This window comes from Chitinimonas sp. BJB300, assembly GCF_002735695.1.
Taxonomy (GTDB): domain Bacteria; phylum Pseudomonadota; class Gammaproteobacteria; order Burkholderiales; family Chitinimonadaceae; genus Chitinimonas.
On sequence record NZ_PDZH01000076.1, the window covers coordinates 1 to 22,563 of the forward strand.

The following is a 22,563-nucleotide window of genomic DNA, read 5'->3' on the forward strand; positions in this document are numbered from 1 at the left end:
TTAACCACCACCGCCTGCTAGAACCCATTGGTTATATCCCGCCAGCAGAAGCTGAGGCAAACTATTACCAGCAACTCGCTAAAACACTTTAACGAAATACCCTCCTCAAAACCCGGGGCGGTTCAGTTCAAAGAAATTATCAAGAAATTCTTGATAATTTATATCAGGAATAGCATTGTACGGAGGATAAAATCTCCCATGCCTTGAATACAATCCATAAACAAAACTGAATGGCCAAGTATACATAGGAGAAGGTGGGGGATCAGCCCATTCAATCTCTATATTGACTCTCTGACGGCGTTGTATTTCTTCAATAGGAATCGGATTGCCTCTAGCATCCACAGATAACCAATAGTTATTTGAATCTACAGCCAGCCATCCTCTTTTAGTCAAGACCTCAGTCACTGCATGAGATGTATTCGGGTATGTAAGAATAGATCTCATTGCAGAATCTTTACCCCTAATTAAATACAATGCCACATGCCTTGTTTTAAACCCCACATATCTCAACAATTTCTCAATTGCCCTACTCCGGTCGTAGCATTCTCCTCTCCCCGCCAAATAGAGATCTTTTAGCTCTCTTTCTTTATCAATAGGAATGCCCTTGTCAATGGGAGCAATCTTCAATACAGAACTCTGGACTAAAGAAATTAGCTTAACCTCCTCTTCATACAATAGACTTTCAATAAAAAAGTCCCCACGTCCCAAATAGAATCGTGCATATTCCCTATCCTCCTCAGACAATGAATTATCCACCGCATTTAAATACAACACACCTCCACAAAAAAACAAATAAGCCCCAATTATAAATGCGAAAACACTCATCAAACTCTTAATCATGCACTCTCTCCTGTTCGTTTTAATAAAAGTAAATTAGACTTTAAATTAATACCAGATATAACACTCAAAAATGATGCTCTACTACTTCCGCGACAAACACCCGCGTACCAGCCTCTCGCAGCGCAGCCGACAAATGATTCGGCACCGGTGCATCGGTAAACAGGCAATCGATTTGCGATAAATGCCCCAGCCGCACCAACGCTTCACGGCTGAATTTGGTGTGGTCGGCAACCAGCCACACTTGGCGCGATTGGTCGATAATGGTCTGCGCTACCTTTACCTCCTGGTAATCGAAGTCGCGCAACGTGCCGTCAGATTCGATACTCGATACGCCGATGATGCCGATATCCACTTTGAATTGACGAATGAAGTCGACGGTGGCTTCTCCCACCACACCACGATCACGCAGCCGGACGACCCCGCCGGCCACGATAACCTCGCAGTCTGGGTTCGCCGACAAGGTCATTGCCACGTTCAGGTTGTTCGTCACCACATGCAGGCCCCGATGACGGCCTAGCGCGCTGGCTACCGCCTCGGTGGTTGTACCGATATTGATGATCAACGATCGGTCGTTTTCCAGCTCGGTCGCCACCAGCTCGGCAATGCGTTGCTTGGCCTCGCTATTGAGCACCTGCCGCTGGGGATAGGCGATATTCTGCACGCTCGACGGCAACCCCACGCCACCATGGTAACGACATACCAGCTCCTGGTCTTCCAACTGACTGACATCGCGCCGTATGGTCTGCATGGTGACGCCAAGCTGCGTCGCCAATAATTCCACCGAGACAAAACCACGGCTCCGCACCAGCGCCAGTAATTCCATTTGCCTTGGGTTCACGCCCAAATCCTCGTATTGGGTGCAGACAACTTAGAAAAAGTCCGCATGCTTTCTAATTTGCGCGATAAGCCGCATCCAATTCAAACAAAATTCATTGCCGCCAAACACAGTGTGAAGCGCAATGAATAGAGATAAATATTTGTTTTAACTAGGGGATATAAAATATCCACCGCAATATAAATGCGTAATCCGTGGATTGCGTGCAGGGGGTAAATACAACAAATCGCAGCATAACGAACACAAACGAATCTATTTGATAGCCATCAACCCATCGCTTTAGTACATTGCCGAAAAATAAGCAGACTGCGATATGGCATACCACCAGGCCGCTGTATCGCAACAGTCCAAGGAGCAGCACAGTGCAAAGCAGTGAATTCGATGTCGTCGTCGTAGGGGGTGGCATTAATGGCGCCGGCATCGCCCGTGACTTGGCCGGGCGTGGCTTGTCGGTGTTGCTGTGCGAAAAGGACGACTTGGCGCGCCATACCTCTTCAGCCAGCACCAAGCTGATTCATGGCGGTTTGCGTTATCTGGAATATTACGAGTTCGGCCTGGTGCGCAAAGCTTTGCAGGAACGCGAAGTACTGCTGCGCGCTGCGCCGCACATCATGTGGCCGCTGCGCTTTGTGATGCCACACGACAGCCACCTGCGCCCCGCCTGGATGATACGGATGGGCCTCTTCCTGTATGACCACTTGGCGCGCCGCAAGATTTTACCGGGGTCCAACGGCATCAACCTACGCAAACACCCGGCGGGCCAGCCACTGCGCCAGGATTTCGGCAAAGGCTTTGTGTATTCCGATGGCTGGGTACAAGACGCAAGGCTGGTCACGCTTTGTGTAATGGATGCCCACGAACGCGGCGCGGTGATTCAAACCCGCACCCGCTGCACGCATGCCGAGCGCAATAAACAGCATTGGGAAGTCAATCTGCAAGACGAACAAGGCGAGCGCCGTACCATCAAAGCCCGTGCGCTCGTCAATGCTGCCGGCCCCTGGGTGGGCGACTTTCTGCGTGATGTGGCGCAAGTGCAATCCAAGCGGCGCGTCCGGTTGATCAAGGGCAGCCATATTGTGGTGAAGAAACTGTACGACCACCCATATGCCTATATCTTCCAGAACCCCGATAAACGCATCATCTTCGCCATTCCCTACGAGCAGGATTTCACGTTGATTGGCACCACCGACATCGAATATCGCGGCGCAGCCGAGCAAGTGGTGATTGATGCTGATGAAGTGAACTACCTGTGCAATATGGCCAGCCGTTACTTCACCCAAACCATCACCCCTGCCGATGTCGTGTGGGATTACTCCGGCGTACGGCCGCTGTTGGATGATGAATCTGACGATGCGGCCGGTGTAACGCGTGATTACGACCTGACCCTGGACCAAACCGGTGCGCCGTTGCTATCGGTGTTTGGCGGCAAAATCACCACCTTCCGCAAGCTGGCCGAGGAAGCAGGCGACATGCTGCAACAACAACTCGCCAAGGGTTCTGGCCCATGGACTGCACAGGCATCCTTGCCCGGTGGCGACATGCCGGCTGCCGACTTCGATGCTTTCCTGGCGACAATGCGTGCCGAATACCCCTGGCTTCCACAAGCGCTAGCCCAGCGCTGGGCGCGTAGCTACGGCACCCGTTGCGCCAAGCTGCTGCACCAAGCCCATACACTCGCAGACTTTGGTGAGGAAGTCCTACCCGGCTTGTATGAACGTGAAGTCCGCTATCTGTGCGATCACGAATGGGCACGCAGCGCGCAGGACATACTTTGGCGTCGCTCCAAACTCGGTTTGCACCTCGCTGCCAATAGCGCACAACAACTGGATGCCTGGCTTGCCAGCCATGTTTCAAACCTGTCAAAAACAAACGAAACCGAACAAACCAAGGTGAGTTAGTCCAACCAGATGATGGATACCCCTTTGGTGTGGCGCCACACAGCAAGCAGCGTAATCCCGGAACAGGGCGCGCTGGGTTGGACAACGGAGACAAACAATGCAGCTTCAACTGGACGGCATCAGCAAAGGGCTTGGCGCAGATATCCATATCTACCCGCTCAGCCTTAGCCTGCAGGCCGGCAAGATCAACGTACTCCTGGGCCAGACCCGCGCCGGCAAAACTACCCTGATGCGCCTGATGGCAGGGTTGGACAAGCCTACAGGGGGCCGGGTTTTGGCTGACGGCGTCGATGTAACCGGCGTATCGGTACGTCGGCGCAACCTTGCCATGGTCTACCAGCAATTCGTCAATTACCCTGCCTTCTCGGTATTTGAAAACATTGCGTCGCCGTTGCGGCTGGCCGGCAAGATTGGCGAGCAGGAAATACGCAGCCGCGTCGAAGCGGTCGCTGAAAAACTGCATATCGCTCACCTGCTGAAGCGCCTGCCGGGCGAGCTTTCGGGCGGCCAGCAACAACGCACGGCCATGGCGCGCGCATTGGTCAAGCAAGCGCCATTGCTGCTGTTGGATGAACCCCTGGTCAACCTCGACTACAAGCTGCGCGAGGAGTTACGGGCCGAACTCAAGGAATTGTTCAGCAATAGCAATACCACCGTGGTCTACGCCACCACCGAGCCGCAGGAAGCTTTACTACTCGGTGGCCACACCATCGTGCTCGATGCAGGGCGGCTGTTGCAGCAAGGCCCGACGCTGGAGGTCTTCCACCACCCGGCCAATCAACGGGTGGCCGAAGTATTCAGCGATCCGCCCATGAATCTCTTCCCCTCCACCCTGCGTGGCCAAACACGGGAAGCCCATTTGGCCAGTGATATTGCGATACCACTGGGTGCACATCTTCATGGCTTGGCCAAAGCTAACTATACCCTCGGCGTACGCCCCAGCCATGTGCGCCTTCAGCCGCACAGCCCGGTCGATTACCCATTGCGTTGCGAAGTCGACCTGGCCGAGATCAGCGGCTCTGATACCTATCTGCATACTCGCCACGGCGATATCAATCTGGTTGCGCAGTTGGCCGGCGTACACGAGCTTGCCCCTGGCAGCAATGTATCGCTGTATATCAACCCGGCCGAGGTTTTCGCCTTTGACGCCCAGGGCCAATTGGCCGGCTCGCCGCAGCGTAGCGCAGCCTAAGGAATACGCATGGCAAAAATCGAACTGGCTGGCCTTGGCCATCGCTACCCCGGCAACGATACCTATTCGTTGCAACCGCAAACCATGGTTTGGGAGGATGGTGGTGCGTACGCCTTGCTGGGCCCTTCGGGCTGCGGCAAAACCACCCTGCTGAATATCATTTCCGGCCTGCTGGTCCCCAGCGAAGGTCGCGTGCTGTTTGACGGCCGTGATGTCACCAGTCTGCCGACTGAACGCCGTAATATCGCCCAGGTTTTTCAGTTTCCCATTATCTACGACACCATGACGGTGTTCGACAACCTCGCCTTCCCATTGCGCAATCGCAAGCTGGCCGAACCTGAAGTGCGCAGCCGGGTGCAAGAGATCGCCGAGATACTGGACCTGAGCGCCGACCTGAAACGCCGCGCCAGCGGCCTGTCAGCCGAAGACAAACAGCGCATCTCGCTGGGCCGTGGCCTGGTACGCAAGGATGTCGCTGCCGTGCTCTTTGACGAGCCATTGACGGTGATCGACCCCCATGTGAAGTGGCTGCTGCGCCGGCAACTCAAGCGTATTCACCACCAGCTGAAACTCTCGCTGATCTACGTCACCCACGACCAGATCGAGGCGCTCACTTTTGCCGACCGGGTGGTGGTGATGTACCAAGGGCAAGTGGTACAGATGGGTACGCCGCAGGATCTGTTCGAAACGCCGGCACACACCTTTGTGGGCCATTTTATCGGCAGCCCTGGTATGAACCTGCTGCCATGCGAGTTGAATGGCAGCTCCATCCGTATCGCGGAACAGTCTTTTGCTATTGATGCCGCCTTGGCTACCCGGCTGGCCCAGGTGGGTAAGCCGTTGACCCTCGGCGTGCGGCCTGAATTCATCCAATGTGCGCCCGGTGGTGAAAAAGCCGGCCTGTCCGCCAAGGTAGTGCGCCTCGAAGACCTTGGCACCAGCAAGCTGCTGACTGTGCACCTGGGTGGGCATCAAATGAAGGTAAAGCTGGGCGAACACGCACAGATCAACGCCGACCATGTGCAACTGGCGTTACAGCCAGCGCGCACGATGTTTTACGCCGACGACCAGCGCGTGGCTTGAAGGAACCCATGATGTTGAAAACTTATAACAACAAAGCCTGGCTGCTGGTGCTGCCTGTCGTGCTGTGCGTGGCCTTCTCCGCCATCATTCCGTTGATGACGGTGGTGAACTATTCGGTGCAGGATATCCTCGGCCCTGACCAGAAAGTCTTCGTTGGTACAGAGTGGTTCCAGTTGGTGATGCGTGACCCGGAACTACACGCGGCGCTGGGGCGGCAAGTCCTCTTCTCAGCCGCCGTGCTGGCTATCCAGATTCCGCTCGGCATTCTGCTGGCGTTGGCACTGCCTGCGACTGGCTGGCGGTCCTCGCTGTCGCTGGTGTTATTGGCCATGCCGCTGCTGATTCCGCAAAACGTGGTGGGCACCATCTGGCAGATCTATGGCCGCGGCGATATCGGCTTGGCCGGTGCTGCGCTGACCAAGCTGGGAGTAAATTACAACTACACCGGCAATTCCATGGATGCCTGGCTCACCGTGTTGGTCATGGATATCTGGCATTGGACGCCTCTCATCGCCCTCCTAGCCTTTGCCGGCCTGCGCGCCATTCCTGAAGCGTATTACCAGGCCGCCCGCATCGATGGCGCATCACGTTTCGCGGTGTTCCGCTTTATCCAACTGCCCAAGTTGCGTGGTGTACTGCTTATCGGCCTGCTGTTGCGCTTCATGGATAGCTTCATGATCTACACCGAGCCCTTTGTGCTCACCGGCGGTGGGCCCGGCAACGCCACCACCTTCCTGAGCCAATACCTCACCCAGAAAGCCGTCGGCCAGTTCGACCTCGGCCCAGCTGCGGCCTTCTCGCTGATCTACTTCCTTATCATTCTCTTGGCCTGCTTTGTGTTCTACAGCCTGCTGCAGAACGCCGGCCCAGCCGAAAAAGCACCGCACTGATCATGAAAAAACGTTACTTCGGCCTTATCCTCTACCTCGTCTTCGCCATTCTGCCGATTTACTGGATGGTGAACATGTCGCTCAAGACCAATGAGGAAATCACCGGTGCCCTCACCCTGTGGCCACGACACCTTACTTTCGACAACTTCCGCACCATCCTGACCGACCCGGCCTGGTATGGCGGCTACATCAACTCGCTGATCTATGTGCTGATCAACACCGTACTGTCAGTAGCAGTGGCACTGCCAGCCTCCTATGCCTTTTCGCGCTATGAATTCCTCGGCGACAAGCACCTGTTCTTCTGGCTGCTGACCAATCGCATGTCGCCACCCGCGGTGTTTTTGCTGCCGTTCTTCCAGCTCTATTCCAGCATCAACCTGTTCGATACCCATATTGCGGTCGCGCTGGCGCATATGCTGTTCAACGTGCCGCTGGCCGTTTGGATATTGGAAGGCTTCATGGCGGGCATTCCGCGTGAAATTGACGAAACGGCCTATATCGACGGCTACAGCTTTCCACGGTTCTTTGTGCGCATCTTCATCCCCCTCATTGGTGCCGGTATCGGCGTTACCGCCTTCTTCTGCTTCATGTTCAGCTGGGTGGAACTGCTGCTGGCCCGCACCCTCACTTCGGTCAATGCCAAGCCCATTGTCGCCATCATGACGCGAACCGTGTCAGCAGCAGGGATGGACTGGGGCGTGCTGGCTGCAGCGGGTGTACTGACCATCGTGCCCGGTGCGCTGGTGATCTACTTCGTCCGCAATTACATCGCGAAGGGTTTCGCGATGGGCCGCGTGTAATTTCAATCCAACGCACCCGCAAACCTACGTCAACAGCGCCTCGGAGCAACAAATGGAATCTTTGGCATGGATGGCTTGGACTACCCCGGTAGCCATCTTCTTCAGCAGTGTGGCGTTGATGCTGGTGGGCATGACCCTCTGGCAGATCAAATCGCCCAGCATCGCCCGGCGCGGCTTTCTGCCGCTGACCACCACACGAGGCGACCGGCTTTTTCTTGGCTTATTAAGCGCCGCCTACATCAACCTCGCCTGGACTGGCCTCACTGATTTACATCAATGGTTCGCGGCCGGCATCGCCTTTGTCTGGCTGCTCGTCGTCATGCGCTGGGGCTAAGAACCTGTTCAAGATCTTACTGCGCAGTCGTAATCAGGCTTCATGTGCTGCTCAAAATTCTCATGTACCAAAGTACATTCCGGCTTCTGCGCGGCGCTTCACCCTGCTAACGGCTGCTCGCTACAGATCGAGAACGGGTTCTAGATACCAAATTCTGCTGTGAGTAGTCATTCCACGAACACCAAAACCCAACGCAAATCGAATCGACACAGCCCCGGACGCAGCCTTCCAACCGGGTGCTGGTTTACACCGAAGGTACGGTCACACAAATAAGGAGACAACCGTGGTCAAGAAACTGGTAGTGGCAATTGCCTGCGCTTTCGCAGCGCCGATCGCCCTCGCCGGCCCCGCCGAAGCACAAAAGTGGATCGACAGCGAGTTCCAGCCAAGCACGCTTTCCAAGCAACAACAGCTGGATGAGATGAAGTGGTTCATCGCCGCGGCAGACAAGCTAAAGAAAGCGGGTATCAATGAGATCAACGTGGTGTCGGAAACCATCGACACTCATGTGTACGAATCAAAGACGCTAGCCAAGGCGTTCACCGAAATCACCGGCATCAAGGTCACACACGACCTGATCCAGGAAGGTGACGTGGTTGAAAAACTGCAAACGCAAATGCAGTCGGGCAAGAATATTTACGACGGCTGGATTTCTGATTCGGACCTGATCGGCACCCATTTCCGCTACGGCCAGGTTGTACCCCTCACCGACTTCATGGCCGGCGAAGGTAAGGATTTCACCAGCCCTACGCTGGACCTGAAAGACTTCATCGGCCTGAAATTCACCACCGCGCCCGATGGCAAGCTCTACCAGCTGCCCGACCAACAGTTCGCCAATCTGTACTGGTTTCGCGCTGATTGGTTTGAACGGCCCGACCTGAAAAAGAAGTTCAAGGACAAATACGGCTATGAGCTGGGTGTACCAGTGAACTGGTCCGCCTATGAAGACATCGCCAACTTCTTCACCAACGATGTGAAGACCATCGATGGCGTAAAGGTTTACGGCCACCTCGACTACGGCAAGAAGGACCCTTCACTGGGATGGCGCTTTACCGATGCCTGGCTGTCGATGGCCGGCGCGGCAGATAAAGGCATTCCCAATGGTCTGCCAGTCGATGAATGGGGCATCCGGGTTGCCGCCGACAAGTGCACACCAGTAGGCGCATCGGTCAGCCGGGGTGGCGCTACCAATAGTGCGCCCGCTGTCTATGCCCTCACGAAGTACATCGACTGGATGAAGGCTTACGCCCCGCCACAAGCCCTGGGCATGACATTCTCGGAAGCCGGCCCAGTACCCGCACAAGGCAATATCGCCCAGCAAGTTTTTTGGTATACCGCGTTCACCGCGTCCATGAACAAGCCGGGCTTACCCGTCGTCAACAAGGATGGCACGCCAAAGTGGCGCATGGCACCCGGCCCACATGGCCCTTACTGGAAAGATGGCATGCAGAACGGCTATCAGGACGTGGGCAGCTGGACCTTCTTCAAAACAACGCCGCTACCACGCCGCCAAGCCGCTTGGTTGTACGCCCAGTTCGTCACCGCCAAGACCACATCGCTGAAAAAGACGTTGGTCGGCCTCACGCCCATCCGTGAGTCGGACATCCAAAGCAAGGCGATGACGGATATGGCCCCCAAGCTCGGTGGCTTGGTGGAGTTCTATCGTAGCCCTGCCCGTGTCGCCTGGACGCCCACCGGCAACAATGTGCCCGACTACCCCAAGCTGGCCCAGTTGTGGTGGAAGAATGTCGCCACGGCGGTTGCTGGGGAAAAGACGCCACAAGCCGCCCTGGACAACCTCGCCAAGGAGATGGACGCCGTCATGGCCCGCCTGCAACGCGCTGGGATGAGCAAGTGCGCGCCGAAGCTCAACCCGGAAGCCGACCCCACACAATGGGTGGGCAAAGGTGGCGCGCCCTGGGCCAAGCTGGCCAACGAAAAGCCCAAGGGTGAAACCGTACCTTACGACCAGCTCTTGAAAGCTTGGAAGGAAGGTCGGGTCAAGTAAACGCTTTGTCAGGTTGGCGAAAGCCAGCCTGACGACAGACCTCCTTCCCGAGTCGGGTGGTGCTTTCCACGTGCCCGGCTTGCAACACGGCACGCCAACGGTCGTACAAAGGTAGATTCCATGTCCTATATCCTTGCCCTCGACCAGGGCACCACGAGCTCCCGCGCCATCGTCTTCGACCGGCAGGGCCAACCTGTTGCCAAGGCGCAGCAGGAATTCCGCCAGATATTCCCGCAGTCAGGCTGGGTGGAACACGATCCCTTCGACCTATGGCGCAGCCAATTGGCCACGGCACGCGAAGCACTGCAACTTGCCGGCATTACCGCCAACCAGTTGGCTGGCCTGGGCATTACCAACCAACGCGAAACCACCATCCTCTGGCATCGTCAAACCGGCCAGCCGCTGTCCAACGCCATCGTCTGGCAGGATCGCCGCACCGCCAATATGTGCGAAGCGCTGGAAGCCGCAGGCCACGCTGCATTAATACGTGACCGTACCGGTTTGGTGCTCGATTCGTATTTTTCCGGCACCAAGCTGGCGTGGTTGCTTGAACAAATACCGGGTGCCCGCGAGCAAGCCGAAGCCGGCGAACTGGCTTTCGGTACCGTCGATAGTTGGTTGATCTGGCAGCTCACGGGTGGACGGCTGCATATCACCGATGTCAGCAACGCCTCACGCACCATGTTGTTTGACATCCACCGCCGCTGTTGGGATGCAGACATCCTGGCGCTGCTGAATATCCCGCCCAGCCTGTTACCCGAAGTACAAGCCTCCAGTGGCCGCTTTGGCCTCACCGACGCCGACATACTGGGTGCACCGGTGATGATCGCCGGGATCGCCGGCGACCAGCAGGCCGCGCTCTTCGGCCAAGCCTGCCACCGCCCGGGCATGGCCAAGAATACTTATGGCACCGGTTGCTTCATGCTGCTGCAAACCGGTGGGGTGGCGCGCCGATCGGAACACGGGCTGCTGACCACGGTGGCTGCGCAAGGCGATAGGCAGCCGCGCTTCGCCCTGGAAGGCAGTGTGTTTGTTGGCGGCGCGGTGGTGCAATGGCTGCGCGATGGCCTGGGTATGGTGTCGTCCTCGCAAGCGGTCGAGCCCTTGGCCGCCTCGGTGCCCGACAGTGGTGGCGTGATTTTCGTCCCCGCGTTCAATGGACTGGGCGCACCCCATTGGGACCCGCACGCCCGTGGCGGCCTGCTCGGGCTATCGCGCGGTACCACCCAGGCGCATATCGCCCGTGCAGCGCTTGAAGGTATCGCCTTCCAATCCGCCGACTTGCTCGAAGCCATGCAGGCTGATGCCGAAGCACCGTTGACGGAACTACGTGTTGATGGGGGGGCTGCCGCCAACAATCTGCTGCTACAGGTACAGGCCGACTTGCTCGGCGTCCCGGTAGTGCGGCCAAAGGTATTGGAAACCACCGCCCTGGGCGCAGCACAGCTCGCAGGGCTTGCTACAGGGGTATACAGCGATATCGCCGAGTTGGAACGCTGCTGGCAAGTGGATCATATCTTCGAACCCAACATCAGCCGCGACGAAGCCGAAACCCGCCGCGAACGCTGGCGTGGTGCGGTAAGTCGTGTGCAGCATTGGCAAGGCTAGCCGCCGACGTCATCCGCCACCCGAAATGTGTAGTAAAAATTCATTCGCTACATATTTCGGGCCAAGCGCGGCTGTTTCGATTAGGATGCGGCCGGTTCAAATTTTGACCGGCGATTGATTGGGTTTTCCCCTGTGCCATCGCCGCTCTGGAGTAAAGCGTGACCCAACAACACCTGCCCGCTCTCGTCATCGGCAACTGGAAAATGAATGGCTCCCTGACAGCCAATACCGCGCTGCTGGAATCACTGCGCCGCGACATCGCCAGCTTTGGCCATGTCAACGTCAGTGTCTGCCCCCCCTTCCCCTATCTGGCGCACAGCGTCGCCTTGTTGGCCAAAAGCCCTATCAGCTGTACTGCGCAAAACCTTTGCCACGAAGCCGTTGGCGCTTATACCGGAGAAGTATCCGCCAGCATGTTGGCGGATGTGGGCTGCCGCTATGTGTTGGCCGGCCATTCTGAACGTCGCGGCTTGTTTGGTGACAGCAGCGAGCGCGTTGCCGCCAAGGCACGCCAAGCCCTCAACGCCGGGCTGACGCCGATTGTCTGTGTTGGTGAAACCCTGGCCCAGCGCGAAATCGGCCTGACCGAAGCCACGCTGGCAGCACAGCTTTTGCCCACCCTGGCAGGGCTGTCAATTGCCGACTTGGAAAAAGTGGTACTGGCTTACGAACCCGTTTGGGCCATTGGCACCGGCCATGTGGCCACAGCCCAGCAAATCACCTCCGTACTACGCTACCTGCGCCAGTTGGTGGCCGATACCACGGGGGCCGACAAAGTTGCCCGCGCCATGCCTGTGCTCTATGGCGGCAGTGTCAATCCAACCAGCGCTGTGTGGTTGGCACAACTACCGGAAGTCTCAGGCGTGCTGGTCGGCGGGGCCGCCCTCAAAGCCGAAGACTTTAGCGAAATCTGCCGCAGCTTCGGCCAACGCTAAACAGGTTCTTAACATCGGGCTGCCGACGCGGGGGACATTGGGCAGGTTTTGAACAGGCCCTTAGATATTCAGTCCCGGCAATTGCTGGTTTGAATCGACCTTGAACCTTTCAGGCTCGGATGCCTACGTTTTGCAGATGTATTCGTAAGGGGTGAGACCGTTAAGTGCCTTAAGCATAAGAGCAAAATTGTAGGCAGCAACAAAGTTGGCAAGGTGCTGATGCAGGTGCGCATGCTTCTCGTAATGGAAACGTTTGACGGTGTTCAGCGTGCGATTCGTCCGTTCCACCTGGCCATTCATTCAGGGGCGCTTCACCTTGGTGAGCCGATGCTTGATGCCGTACTCGGCGCAAACACGATCGAATAGGTGATCACTGGTCCGGTGGGTGAGCGGAATGCCGTTGTCGGTCAGTATGGTCTGCAAGGCATACGGCACCCTCGCAATCAGATCACGCAGAAATTGCGCAACCACCATCTTGTTGGCTTTCTCCTGTAACGCCACATTGGCGAACTTGATGGTCTGGTCAGAGATAAAGCCAGCCTTGGCCATCTGCACTTCAGCAATGTCGATATGGAAGTAGCCGACGGGGTAGGACTGGAATCGTTTCTTAGTGGGGGTGTGTCATCCGGTGTATTGGGGAGGCGGCTGATCCCGTGGCACTGCAGACAGCGATGCAGGGATGAGCAGGTCAGTTGAGACGGTGGGTTTTGCAGGGCATACAGGCAATCATCCAGCGGGAGGCGGGGAGGCTGCCGGAAGGTGACGATGATGGCGTCCTCCTCGACAGACGGGCCCGGTGTGCAGATCATAGACGGAGGTTCGCTGCTTTCATTTGGCGACGGTCTTGGGGTTGATACCGTAGCGCTTGGCGAGGGTTCTCAAGCTCTCTTGACTCTGCTGTATCGCTCGGCGGACAGCCTCAGTTGTTATGGCGCAGCCGTGCAGTATTTGGCCCATAGTGCTTCCTTCTATTCCGGCGACAGGATTGAACCATCTATCTCCGGGACTGTACATCTAAGAGGAAGTGAACCGATGAGTATCAAGTTATTGAAATGATGTTTGGAGTATGGCACTGCCACTGAGCCCCAAGATGGTGTTGCAGAAACTGGCCTGCTATGCCAACAACGAGGGTGGATACTGGCCAGGGCAAGTTAAATTGGCCGTCCAGTACAACCTGTCCGCTCGATCGGTCATCAATTAACTCGTTTGGCGGGAAGATCACGGTTTGCTTAAAACCGAGCGCCCACAACAAAGTTTACGCGTCAGCCCAATCGCTACATCCTGACCTTGAGCGGTTATGTGGCGGCAGATGGCCTGATAAGCAAAAACTGGGAATACGTAAAAGCCCCCCGGCTCTGGGTGGTCCCAGACCAGGGGGTGGATGAAAAGCTTGTACAGGCTGTTCAACCTAGCTGAGTTACTGCCAATACGCTGTCGAGCGACCGTCATTCGACCGAAACGGTACTAATGAAGCCTGACATTGGGCTGGGATGCAGCTTCCACCATATAGGGGGTAGCTATTTGTATTCCGCCCATCCACCTTGACCGTAAGGCGATAGGTTCGGCCGTTGTAAACGGTTTGGTCTTGGTCGCGATATTGCTGATGCTGGCTGAAGGAGCCCGAATTGGTTGTAGTACCACCGCCCGTGGTGGTGCCACCGCTACCTGCACTGACCCAATAAACCTTCAGCCAGCCACCGAATGTATAGGGGTTATTTTCACCGCAGGTGGTTGGGTCGCAGTACGAACCCCAGATCTGGTAATCGCCACCAGGCTGGTTGTTGACCCGCACTGTGAGGGTGTAGCGCTTGCCATTGACGTCGACAATGTCACCCTGCTTGTATTTGATACTGCGGTCGTACTTGCTGGCGCTACCATTACCCGTACCACCAGTACTAGTACCTCCACCGCTCTTGGCTTTCTCCACGATCAGCTTGAAGGAAACCGTAACTTCTTTGCCGTTGGCGGCAATAACACGCACCGTAACGTTGGCTGTACCAACGGCGCCCCTAACCGGTGTGACACGAACGGTGCGTTGGTTGCCTTGGCCAGCTTGAATATCGATACCGTTATACGCAATCACACGCGTGTTATCTGAATCGGGGTAGAAACGAACCCCCGACAGGTCGGCCCCCGCCAGATCCAAGGTCAGATTACCGCTACGATTTTCGTCGATGATTAATTGCTGAGCACTGAGTGTGGCGTTGAGCGTTGTTTGACCCGTACCGCCAGGGTAGAATTTCTGCACAGAAGCCACGTCACCGGGGCTCAGGTTATTACGCTGTCCCAATCTTTCTGGGGCGATACCGCTTTTGAGAGGAACAATCGTCTTCTGACCATTCTTGGTAAATTCCCAAGCGTTGTAATGCATGATCGAGTCGTAGTCATAGTCGCTTAGACGGTCAACATCGCTATAACCTTGTTTCGTGAAGTCGCTCAGGAAATCTGTCTTAATGTTTTCTGTGTTTAGCTTGACATAGCTGTCACGATCCGGTCGCATATGTTCGTGTACCCAGCCAAGTGCATGCATCATTTCGTGCGCAGCTCTGCCTGCGTTACAGCCATTGGCGATAGAGATCAACTGCCCACCCCCTTGCATACCTACGAATGATGAACAGTCACTACCACGGTAGAAGTGTACAAAGTTAGGTTCGTTGGTCCGCGGTACAAAACGTATGGCAGTTTTATTCGTAATCATGTTCATACCGGACTGGATGGCATCACGACTAGTTTGCGGCAGCTGAGCATCGTAAATGTAATAGACGGTATTGTTGGGCCACCGGGTGGCGCGAGCAAAGTGGTTGTCATGAGCAATCTGCGCGGACTGATTAACGTTTGGCTTAGTCCACGGCTTTACGGGGGATAGATCAACACCGTCGCGTATAAGGTCCTCGATTTTACCAAGCATCATATCGCCTAAACGGCCATAGCCATCCACAACGCGGATGGTGATCTTTTCAACAGTGCCTTTTACCGTGACTTCGACAGTCTGAAGTTTATTGGATTCATTTGGTTCTGGACTGTCCATCGTATTGGGTTCGGCCATTACGCCCAGGGCGGTAACCATCAATAAAGTAAGCGCAGAGAATTTAAGTTTCATGATGCCCTTCTATTTCAAATTTAAAATTCCATCCCACAAAGTGCATAAACAATGGATAACCCGGAAGGTTGTGGAGTAAATACCCGACGTAAGCGTATGCACACATATAGCGGTGCCAATCTATATTAATGACATTGGCATGTCAATAACGAATTTGCCCCATTAATACCATTACCTCTCGGCTGTTCCCTGTGTAGCCGTCAACGCATTAGCTGACGCGGCTTTTTGCAGGAAATCACTTAACTTAAAGCCTGCCTAGTAATGCAATTCAGTTCGCGCTACGCTCACGTGCACCCAAGCCCAGCCAAAAATGAACGCAACTCAACGCTGTTTCTACCACTTACGTCTTGGCGCTTTGGCGTCGGCTGCGTTTGCACAGAAATGCAGCAGGCAATCGGCCTACATTTGAGGTGGGTATGTCTACGGTTGTCAGCATAAGTCGGATATCAATAGCGCTGAAGTGTGACGGCAGCAACTTTTGATAGTGATTTGACATGCTCGATTAGCTAAAGGGTAAGAATCGCATGGATCGAGAGACACACGGGCTGGTTGCCTTAAGGCCGAGGAAAGGCAACAGGATCAGCTATGTACGCGCAAAACCCCTAAGGGCTGTTATTTTTTGAAAGCTCCCAAATTATCGCGTCACTTATATTAATGCCTCACCTTTATATCTTTCGGAAAGACTCACATGAAATTCTATCCGATTATAGTCATCGCTTCAGCCACATTGCTTACGGGATGCGGCATGATGTCCGCAGTTTCCACGTTGATGACTTTCAGTGATTTGCCTGTTCCCCGTGCTACTGTCAAGGCCGGCGCTAATAAACAATCAGTTTTAGCCGCGGGTCAGCCGGATAGTACTTATCAAATCAGCAACAGTTCCGGCATATGCTTTGACTATGTTTTGCAAAAGGAAGGAAAAACGTCAAATTTCTTTGTGGCCTTCAACAGTCAAACCCTGGTGAAGGGCTATGGTTTCACTACTTGCAGAGAAGCGGATAATCAAGGTGCGTTAAAAACTAATGAAGCTATGAAACAGAGATACTGATTCATTGATTATTCGTATATTGATTCCACCTTGTTTTACACGGGCATGCTGGTCTCTGGCTAATTAGTAACACGACTAAATACCTCCAATTAAATAGAGACTGGATCGTCTGTACAGTCCCCAAGATATTAATCCGGCAATGTGAAAGCGCATATAGGCTTACAGTACAAAATTCCTAATGCATTGTTTTAAAATATCTTTTGTCTTTGTTCATATGCACTATTTAATTGCCGCCTTAATAAAGAGTTCAATCCTGTCACCGACACAGCAGAGTGTAAGGGCTATGACGCAGGCAAGAAGGTCTCGGGGATCAAGCGCCACATTGCGGTGGATACGCAGGGATTGCCGCATGCGGTTGCAGTGACGACGGCAAAGGCCACCGATCGAAAGGCGCCCTGCAAGTGCTTAAGCACTGCAATATGGACCTGACACGTGTGCAAAGTCTATTGGTTGACAGTGGGTATCTAGGTCAACCATTTGCATAGAGAGGGCGTGAGATACTGGGCAAGCAGGCCACAGTGCAAGTTGCCAAGCGCAGCGAACTGCATACCCTTACGCTGGATGGTAGAGCATAGCTTTGCGTGGTTGGAGAAGAACAGAAGGCGATGGAAAGAACTGCGAGCGCAAGCTCAACTCCCGCTTGCAGTTCATTCACATTGCCTTTCTCGCTCTGTTGCTAAGGAGATCGTAAACAGGTTCTTAGAACCTGCCCAATCGTTGCGAGCATTACCCATAACTGTCGGAATACTTTACACATTTATAAGCAAATCATTAAGTAAACAAAAATAATCAACAAAAACAATATCTTGTAAAAATGGCATAAGTATTGCTGCGTGATGATTGAGTTAGTTTATTTGGCTAGGAATTAGGCCAAGCGCAACAGAAGAACAACCACTGCAAATTTACTGGAGGACAGGGATGCAACTCAAACAGCTCGTCATAACACTTGGCCTAGCTGGTGTCGCAATCATGGGGTCAGCCGCGCATGCCATGACAATTCAAGATGCCTGGACCCTAAGCGCCGTAGGTACCACCACCACCCACGTGGGGCACCTTGGTCTCAATGGTGGCGTAACAACCGTCTCGCAACAAGTCAGCCAGAATGGCTCCCCATTCGTAGGGGCAAAATTCCAAGAATTCGGCAATATTTTTTCGCTCAACTACGTACAAGATAATGTGCTGGGTCTGGGTGACTTCGGTTTTCCACTCAGCTACGCGCAACCGCTTGATGGCTTTCGCGTTGTATTCACAGGCTTATCGGGCACGGTAGCGACTTACAATTCGGTAACCGGCGCGATCAACTACACCTTCACCCCCGGTGTTGGCTCAATCACCCTGCAGGCAACCAGCAACAATGCAGCAAGCTGGATTGATATGGCCACGCTATCCATGCAAGGTGCTTCAGGTGGGGATTTGGCTAATTTCAAAGGTAAGAATCAAACGCTGGGCCAATCCACCTTGTTTTTACAGTTTAATTCCTTCATGAATGGATTTAACGTTGATCTGGATGGCCCTGGCCTGGGCTACAACGCACCTACCGACCTTTTCTTGCAACTGCAAACCACCAACAAGATTTCCAGCCCGTTTAAATATTCTGGTGCGTGCTCATTTGACACCAGACTGCTTTGCGCAAGTGGCAAAGTAACCAGTGATGGTAGTGCCGATTTGTTCAATAACGCAGCACCGTTGAAAATACCGGAACCAAATCCCGTTGCACTCATCGCACTGGGCTTGTTGGGCATTGGTGTCATCAATCGCCGCCGTGCCAAGCAATTGAGTTAACGCTACGCTCGGTTAAGTATTCCCACCAGCCACCGGCTAAAGCCCCTTTCGGGGTCAGGCGGTGGCTGGTGTCATTTGTTCAGCAGCTCCGCCTCGTTCCATTTCCCCTACCCTGTGAATACCGTATTCAACAGGTTCTAACTGCCTATCCAAATAATGGATAACTTGTGTCTCTGAAAAAAACGCATTATTTTCATCTCCCGAAGGAATTCAATTGATAGTGGGTTGCTCTAAGGCATTTGTCTTACGATTACAAACACCGGCTGTTTTATATTCTGCACCTGAGGCAATGTAGAAACAGCCCCGCAACGGTCATCGCCGTCCCAGCAGGCTTGCAAGAGCCTTTAACCTAATCACAGGGAGACGATCCATGCCCCACAGCATTGAGCTGATCACCACTATCGCGGCCGCTCTCGGCCTTTCGCTCATTCTTGGCTTTTTGGCCGCCCGCCTGAAACTCCCCCCATTGGTAGGGTACTTGCTGGCAGGCATTTGTATAGGGCCTGCCACACCCGGCTTTGTCGCCGATGTCGGGCTTGCAGGCCAGTTGGCCGAAATCGGCGTCATGCTGCTGATGTTCGGCGTGGGTCTGCACTTTTCCTTGGGTGACTTGCTCTCGGTAAAACGTATTGCCCTGCCCGGGGCGCTCGTACAAATCCTTGTTGCAACCCTGCTGGGCATGGGGGTGGCGCATTTTTGGGGATGGTCGCTGGGTGGCGCGCTGGTGTTTGGTCTTTCGCTTTCGGTTGCCAGCACCGTGGTGTTGTTGCGCGCACTGGAAGACCGTGGGGTGCTCGATTCGGTCAACGGCAAGATCGCGGTCGGCTGGCTGGTGGTGGAAGACCTCGCGATGGTGCTCGTATTGGTGCTACTCCCACCCCTTTCAGGCTGGTTGGGCGGCAAGGCTGCTACGCAGGCGGGCGATACTTCCTTATGGTTTACCTTGGCCAGCACCTTGGGCCAGGTAACTGCCTTTGTGGTCTTGATGCTGGTAGTGGGCAAACGCGTCTTCCCCTGGATTCTGCTGCAAGTCGCACGTACCGGGTCACGCGAGCTGTTCACCCTGTGCGTCATCGCCGCCGCGGTGGGTATCGCCTATGGCTCTACTCATTTGTTCGGTGTGTCCTTCGCGCTAGGGGCTTTCTTTGCCGGCATGGTAATGCGTGAGTCCCCACTGAGCCATCGCGCCGCAGAAGAGTCACTACCGCTACGCGATGCGTTCGCCGTGCTCTTTTTTGTCTCGGTCGGCATGCTGTTCGACCCGCGCATCCTGGTGGAACAACCGTTGCAAGTGCTGGCAGTGGTCGCCATCGTCATATTCGGTAAGTCACTGGCAGCCTTCCTACTGGTTATCGCCTTTCGTTATCCGCTCAATACCGCGCTCACCGTCTCGGCCAGCCTAGCGCAGATTGGTGAGTTCTCCTTCATTCTGATCGGCCTGGGTATGAATCTGGGCCTTGTGAGTACCGAAACACAAAGCCTTGTGTTAGCCGGCGCATTAATCTCTATTGCCCTGAACCCGTTGGTCTTTCATGCCATTGAACCCATCCAGCGCTGGATACGCGCCCGCAATAAATTGGCGCAGCTGCTGGAAAGACCGGATGACCCCTTGGCTGAACTACCCACCACGGTGGACCAAAAGCACCTGACTGGTCAGGTCGTACTGGTCGGCTATGGCCGGGTAGGCCAGCGGATTGCCCATGCACTAGGCGAGTGCGGCTTTTCCTATGTAGTTGCCGAACAAAACCGCGAAATCGTTGAAAGCCTACGTGCCGAAGGGATACCCGCCGTATCGGGCGATGCCGCCGAACCGGCCGTATTGATTCAGGCCCACATCGCCCGGGCTGGTATGCTCGTCATTGCCATCCCCAATCCTTTGCAGGTCCGCCAAACCATCGAGATCGCGCAGACGCTTAATCCCGACGTAGCAATTTTTGTACGTAGCCACAGCGATGTGGAGGCTGAGTATTTGAGGAAGCTGCGCAATGTCGAAGTGCTGATCAGCGAAGAGGTATTAGCTGCCAATATGAGCCAACAAGTGCTGGCTCACGCCCAGCAACATGTTGGCTAAAAATACAGGCTCCTCTTCATACAGTTGGAAGCACTGAACCAGAAAGAAAAATAGTAAATCAATTGAGAAGGCCCTCTAAGTACCTGTCTAAAGTCTCGCGAGCTAGGGCAAGATAAAGCGAAAACAGCCGAGGAAGCGGAGTTTACGAGTGGTAAATGAGCATTCCGAGGGTGTTTTCAACGCCATATTGCCGATGCACAGCAGACTTTAGACAGGTTCTAAGGGTTAACTTGCGAAGCATCCCGGATATATTTGTCATATCTTCCCGTCGCTTTTAATTTTGCAAGCCCGCTGTTAATACGTTCCAGCAACCACTGAGCACGCGGTGATTTTCGAGAAATAAGCACTACTAGCGGGTCTGTCCTGATAGGTGGTTTGTGAACAAGGATGTTGACCCCTGGTGTAGGCAAACTGCTGAGTATCCACCGGCCAACCATGTCATCAATCGGGAAGGCATCTATTCGCCCCTGGATCAGGGCTTTTATTCCTTGCTCATCCGTGTCTACCATAATCTTTGGCTTGCCGGATTTTTGCACCATTTCGATCATTACAGGCATGGTGTTGTAGGAATAGCCATTAGTCAGCCCAAACTGAAACCCCTGTAAGTTAAATTCCTTACCATCACTGATCGGTTTGTCTTTCCGGTAAAGCAATATGAAATCAGTCTGAACAACAGGATCGGACATCAAAAAGTCGGCTTCCCGTTCCGGTAACGGTAACGGTAACGGTAACGGTAACGGTAACGGTACCCAAAGAATGGCCCCATCCAGCAAACCTTGCTTGGCTATTTCATGCCCCCGTTTCCAAGACAGGTTGACATACTCAACTTTCACTCCTTCTTCAGCGAAGGCCGCTTTAATAATTTGCTCGCCGACACCACCCTCAGGAAAATCTCTTCCAGCGTAGGGTGGCCACTCTCCTGTTGCCAGCTTAACCGTCTCAACAGCGTGGACATTCGGAAACCACGCTAGCAAGGCCACTAAAATGATGAAAAGTCGCATTACTTTCGTACCCTATCTAAGAAGATGTTTATCATCGAAAGCATCGAAGACTGTCAAAATAAGGTGTTGGTTTGTGTTTTTGCTAGTAAGTGGATATTGCAACGATTTTGAGATAACCCCATTTGATAATATAAGAGCTTGCCATATTTACAATAGACCGTTAACTCGATCAATTGCAGCTATGCTAGCGAGGCACCCGCAAGATCCACGAGAGTCCAGCACCGCTGCGTATGCGACATGTCGAACAACTAACCTTGCCCACAGCGGTGATCCAAGATGCGAAGAGAATGCAATCCTTCAGGCGTTATTATAGTAATGAATAGTCCAGCCCGATAGAGGCATGTATTGTTTTATTAAAAACATTTTCATTCAGCGCTATTTAACTTCTACTTCACTACCATCAATGGCATAGAGATACTTACCTTCCACGACACTTCGCCAAGCAATAAATACCTGAGATGCTAGACTTTTTTCCGCCAGCCTTAATTTTGCATGGGCTCTTAATTCATCCCATGTACAGTAAGCGGATAATCTACTTACCGAATCAGGCAAACCATATATCAGCCCCTTATGGTTATCAATACTATATTGCAATATCGCCAGCGCAAAATTATCCAGCGTAGGGTCTCCTTCCTTTAATGCAGAAAATATCTCCTTGCATTTATCCATCATTAGCCAAGGAATAGCTTGCAGAATAACCCTTGGGTTCGCCGTACAGAAAATGGAATTGTTTTTCGATGCTTTTATTATATTAATACAATAGGCTTGTAATATTTCCCGCTTGCTCTCTACAGGCAGAATGAGCGGATAAATATGGTTTGAGGATTTGGGTTGGAAACCTTCTTTTATAATCACCGTCGCGATGAAAAGCGTATGTTCACATTCGACCAACTTTCTGGCCACCTCCATTCTCTTACGAAGTTCTACTGTATTAACAAGTTCACGAATGACTCGCAACGTCATATTCTCAAAATTGAACCGACCATCATTAGTTACGTTAAATGACTGCTTAATAACTGATGTTACGCAGTAGCTGCGAGAAGCAGCTGTAACTGATCATAAGCCGCGCGGGAGGCGTTGATCAGTAACTTGCGGCAAAGTGCGAATGGGTTCTTCTGCGTCTTGATGCTCAGGCATT

The 22,563-nt window shown here is 53.7% G+C and carries 18 protein-coding genes and 2 pseudogenes; 14 read left to right on the forward strand and 6 right to left on the reverse strand.

What is annotated here, in order from left to right; genetic code table 11:
• Positions 1–105: 105 nt before the first annotated feature.
• On the reverse strand, positions 106–840 hold the full coding sequence (locus CSQ89_RS13520) for a transglutaminase domain-containing protein (protein WP_099406675.1): 735 nt from the start codon (positions 838–840) through the stop codon (positions 106–108).
• A 64-nt stretch (positions 841–904) separates the two neighbouring features.
• Entirely contained in the window at positions 905–1,678 is a 774-nt protein-coding gene (locus tag CSQ89_RS13525; protein ID WP_186293394.1) for a DeoR/GlpR family DNA-binding transcription regulator, read from the reverse strand.
• Positions 1,679–2,037: 359 nt separating this feature from the next.
• On the opposite strand from CSQ89_RS13525, the gene glpD reads away from it, so the two are divergent.
• From glpD to tpiA, 9 genes are all read left to right on the forward strand, one after another.
• Entirely contained in the window at positions 2,038–3,573 is a 1,536-nt protein-coding gene (gene glpD / locus CSQ89_RS13530) for a glycerol-3-phosphate dehydrogenase (protein ID WP_099406677.1), read from the forward strand.
• Between the two features lie 97 nt (positions 3,574–3,670).
• Positions 3,671–4,765 carry an ABC transporter ATP-binding protein gene (locus tag CSQ89_RS13535; RefSeq protein WP_099406678.1) on the forward strand — a complete coding sequence of 365 codons (1,095 nt, stop codon included), beginning with the start codon at positions 3,671–3,673 and terminating at the stop codon, positions 4,763–4,765.
• A gap of 9 nt (positions 4,766–4,774) precedes the next feature.
• Complete coding sequence (locus CSQ89_RS13540; protein WP_099406679.1) at positions 4,775–5,848, forward strand: ABC transporter ATP-binding protein; 1,074 nt, start codon at positions 4,775–4,777, stop codon at positions 5,846–5,848.
• Positions 5,849–5,856: 8 nt separating this feature from the next.
• The gene (locus CSQ89_RS13545) at positions 5,857–6,738 is read left to right on the forward strand and encodes a carbohydrate ABC transporter permease (protein WP_308418155.1); all 882 of its coding nucleotides are present in this window, start codon (positions 5,857–5,859) and stop codon (positions 6,736–6,738) included.
• Positions 6,739–6,740: 2 nt separating this feature from the next.
• Positions 6,741–7,538 (forward strand): carbohydrate ABC transporter permease, encoded by a 798-nt coding sequence (locus tag CSQ89_RS13550; protein WP_099406680.1) that lies wholly within the window; start codon positions 6,741–6,743, stop codon positions 7,536–7,538.
• Positions 7,539–7,590: 52 nt separating this feature from the next.
• Entirely contained in the window at positions 7,591–7,872 is a 282-nt protein-coding gene (locus tag CSQ89_RS13555; RefSeq protein ID WP_233203159.1) for a DUF2160 domain-containing protein, read from the forward strand.
• Positions 7,873–8,155: 283 nt separating this feature from the next.
• Entirely contained in the window at positions 8,156–9,880 is a 1,725-nt protein-coding gene (locus CSQ89_RS13560) for an ABC transporter substrate-binding protein (protein ID WP_099406681.1), read from the forward strand.
• Positions 9,881–10,000: 120 nt separating this feature from the next.
• On the forward strand, positions 10,001–11,488 hold the full coding sequence (gene glpK, locus CSQ89_RS13565) for a glycerol kinase GlpK (protein ID WP_099406682.1): 1,488 nt from the start codon (positions 10,001–10,003) through the stop codon (positions 11,486–11,488).
• Between the two features lie 158 nt (positions 11,489–11,646).
• The gene (gene tpiA, locus CSQ89_RS13570; RefSeq protein WP_255408645.1) at positions 11,647–12,423 is read left to right on the forward strand and encodes a triose-phosphate isomerase; all 777 of its coding nucleotides are present in this window, start codon (positions 11,647–11,649) and stop codon (positions 12,421–12,423) included.
• Positions 12,424–12,483: 60 nt separating this feature from the next.
• Here tpiA and CSQ89_RS13575 read toward each other — a convergent pair.
• Positions 12,484–13,380, reverse strand: a pseudogene (locus CSQ89_RS13575) (integrase core domain-containing protein).
• A gap of 109 nt (positions 13,381–13,489) precedes the next feature.
• Here CSQ89_RS13575 and CSQ89_RS23240 point away from each other — a divergent pair.
• Positions 13,490–13,624, forward strand: a complete 135-nt coding sequence (locus CSQ89_RS23240) for a helix-turn-helix domain-containing protein (RefSeq protein WP_222103439.1) — start codon at positions 13,490–13,492, stop codon at positions 13,622–13,624.
• Between the two features lie 216 nt (positions 13,625–13,840).
• Here CSQ89_RS23240 and CSQ89_RS13580 read toward each other — a convergent pair whose 3' ends face one another.
• Positions 13,841–15,523 (reverse strand): M12 family metallopeptidase, encoded by a 1,683-nt coding sequence (locus tag CSQ89_RS13580; protein ID WP_099406683.1) that lies wholly within the window; start codon positions 15,521–15,523, stop codon positions 13,841–13,843.
• Between the two features lie 688 nt (positions 15,524–16,211).
• On the opposite strand from CSQ89_RS13580, the gene CSQ89_RS13585 reads away from it, so the two are divergent.
• From CSQ89_RS13585 to ybaL, 4 genes and pseudogenes are all read left to right on the forward strand, one after another.
• Positions 16,212–16,571, forward strand: coding sequence for a hypothetical protein (locus tag CSQ89_RS13585; protein ID WP_099406684.1), 360 nt, complete (start codon positions 16,212–16,214; stop codon positions 16,569–16,571).
• Between the two features lie 258 nt (positions 16,572–16,829).
• Positions 16,830–17,262, forward strand: a pseudogene (locus CSQ89_RS13590) (IS5 family transposase); the annotation flags it as partial.
• Positions 17,263–17,489: 227 nt separating this feature from the next.
• Positions 17,490–18,353 (forward strand): PEP-CTERM sorting domain-containing protein, encoded by an 864-nt coding sequence (locus tag CSQ89_RS22495; RefSeq protein WP_099406685.1) that lies wholly within the window; start codon positions 17,490–17,492, stop codon positions 18,351–18,353.
• 370 nt (positions 18,354–18,723) lie between these two features.
• Entirely contained in the window at positions 18,724–20,424 is a 1,701-nt protein-coding gene (gene ybaL, locus CSQ89_RS13600) for a YbaL family putative K(+) efflux transporter (protein WP_099406686.1), read from the forward strand.
• A 218-nt stretch (positions 20,425–20,642) separates the two neighbouring features.
• Here ybaL and CSQ89_RS13605 read toward each other — a convergent pair whose 3' ends face one another.
• Together CSQ89_RS13605 and CSQ89_RS13610 are read right to left on the reverse strand one after the other, a co-directional pair.
• Entirely contained in the window at positions 20,643–21,425 is a 783-nt protein-coding gene (locus CSQ89_RS13605) for a substrate-binding periplasmic protein (RefSeq protein WP_099406687.1), read from the reverse strand.
• Positions 21,426–21,800: 375 nt separating this feature from the next.
• Positions 21,801–22,382 carry a hypothetical protein gene (locus CSQ89_RS13610; RefSeq protein ID WP_139023016.1) on the reverse strand — a complete coding sequence of 194 codons (582 nt, stop codon included), beginning with the start codon at positions 22,380–22,382 and terminating at the stop codon, positions 21,801–21,803.
• Positions 22,383–22,563 lie beyond the last annotated feature (181 nt).

Bases quoted from the DNA above. Each gene is read 5' to 3' on its own strand.
- CSQ89_RS13520 (WP_099406675.1), bottom strand. From the start codon at position 840: ATGATTAAGAGTTTGATGAGTGTTTTCGCATTTATAATTGGGGCTTAT.
- CSQ89_RS13535 (WP_099406678.1), top strand. From the start codon at position 3,671: ATGCAGCTTCAACTGGACGGCATCAGCAAAGGGCTTGGCGCAGATATC.
- CSQ89_RS13540 (WP_099406679.1), top strand. From the start codon at position 4,775: ATGGCAAAAATCGAACTGGCTGGCCTTGGCCATCGCTACCCCGGCAAC.
- CSQ89_RS13545 (WP_308418155.1), top strand. From the start codon at position 5,857: ATGATGTTGAAAACTTATAACAACAAAGCCTGGCTGCTGGTGCTGCCT.
- CSQ89_RS13550 (WP_099406680.1), top strand. From the start codon at position 6,741: ATGAAAAAACGTTACTTCGGCCTTATCCTCTACCTCGTCTTCGCCATT.
- CSQ89_RS13555 (WP_233203159.1), top strand. From the start codon at position 7,591: ATGGAATCTTTGGCATGGATGGCTTGGACTACCCCGGTAGCCATCTTC.
- glpK (WP_099406682.1), top strand. From the start codon at position 10,001: ATGTCCTATATCCTTGCCCTCGACCAGGGCACCACGAGCTCCCGCGCC.
- CSQ89_RS23240 (WP_222103439.1), top strand. From the start codon at position 13,490: ATGGCACTGCCACTGAGCCCCAAGATGGTGTTGCAGAAACTGGCCTGC.
- CSQ89_RS13580 (WP_099406683.1), bottom strand. From the start codon at position 15,523: ATGAAACTTAAATTCTCTGCGCTTACTTTATTGATGGTTACCGCCCTG.
- CSQ89_RS13585 (WP_099406684.1), top strand. From the start codon at position 16,212: ATGAAATTCTATCCGATTATAGTCATCGCTTCAGCCACATTGCTTACG.
- CSQ89_RS22495 (WP_099406685.1), top strand. From the start codon at position 17,490: ATGCAACTCAAACAGCTCGTCATAACACTTGGCCTAGCTGGTGTCGCA.
- ybaL (WP_099406686.1), top strand. From the start codon at position 18,724: ATGCCCCACAGCATTGAGCTGATCACCACTATCGCGGCCGCTCTCGGC.
- CSQ89_RS13605 (WP_099406687.1), bottom strand. From the start codon at position 21,425: ATGCGACTTTTCATCATTTTAGTGGCCTTGCTAGCGTGGTTTCCGAAT.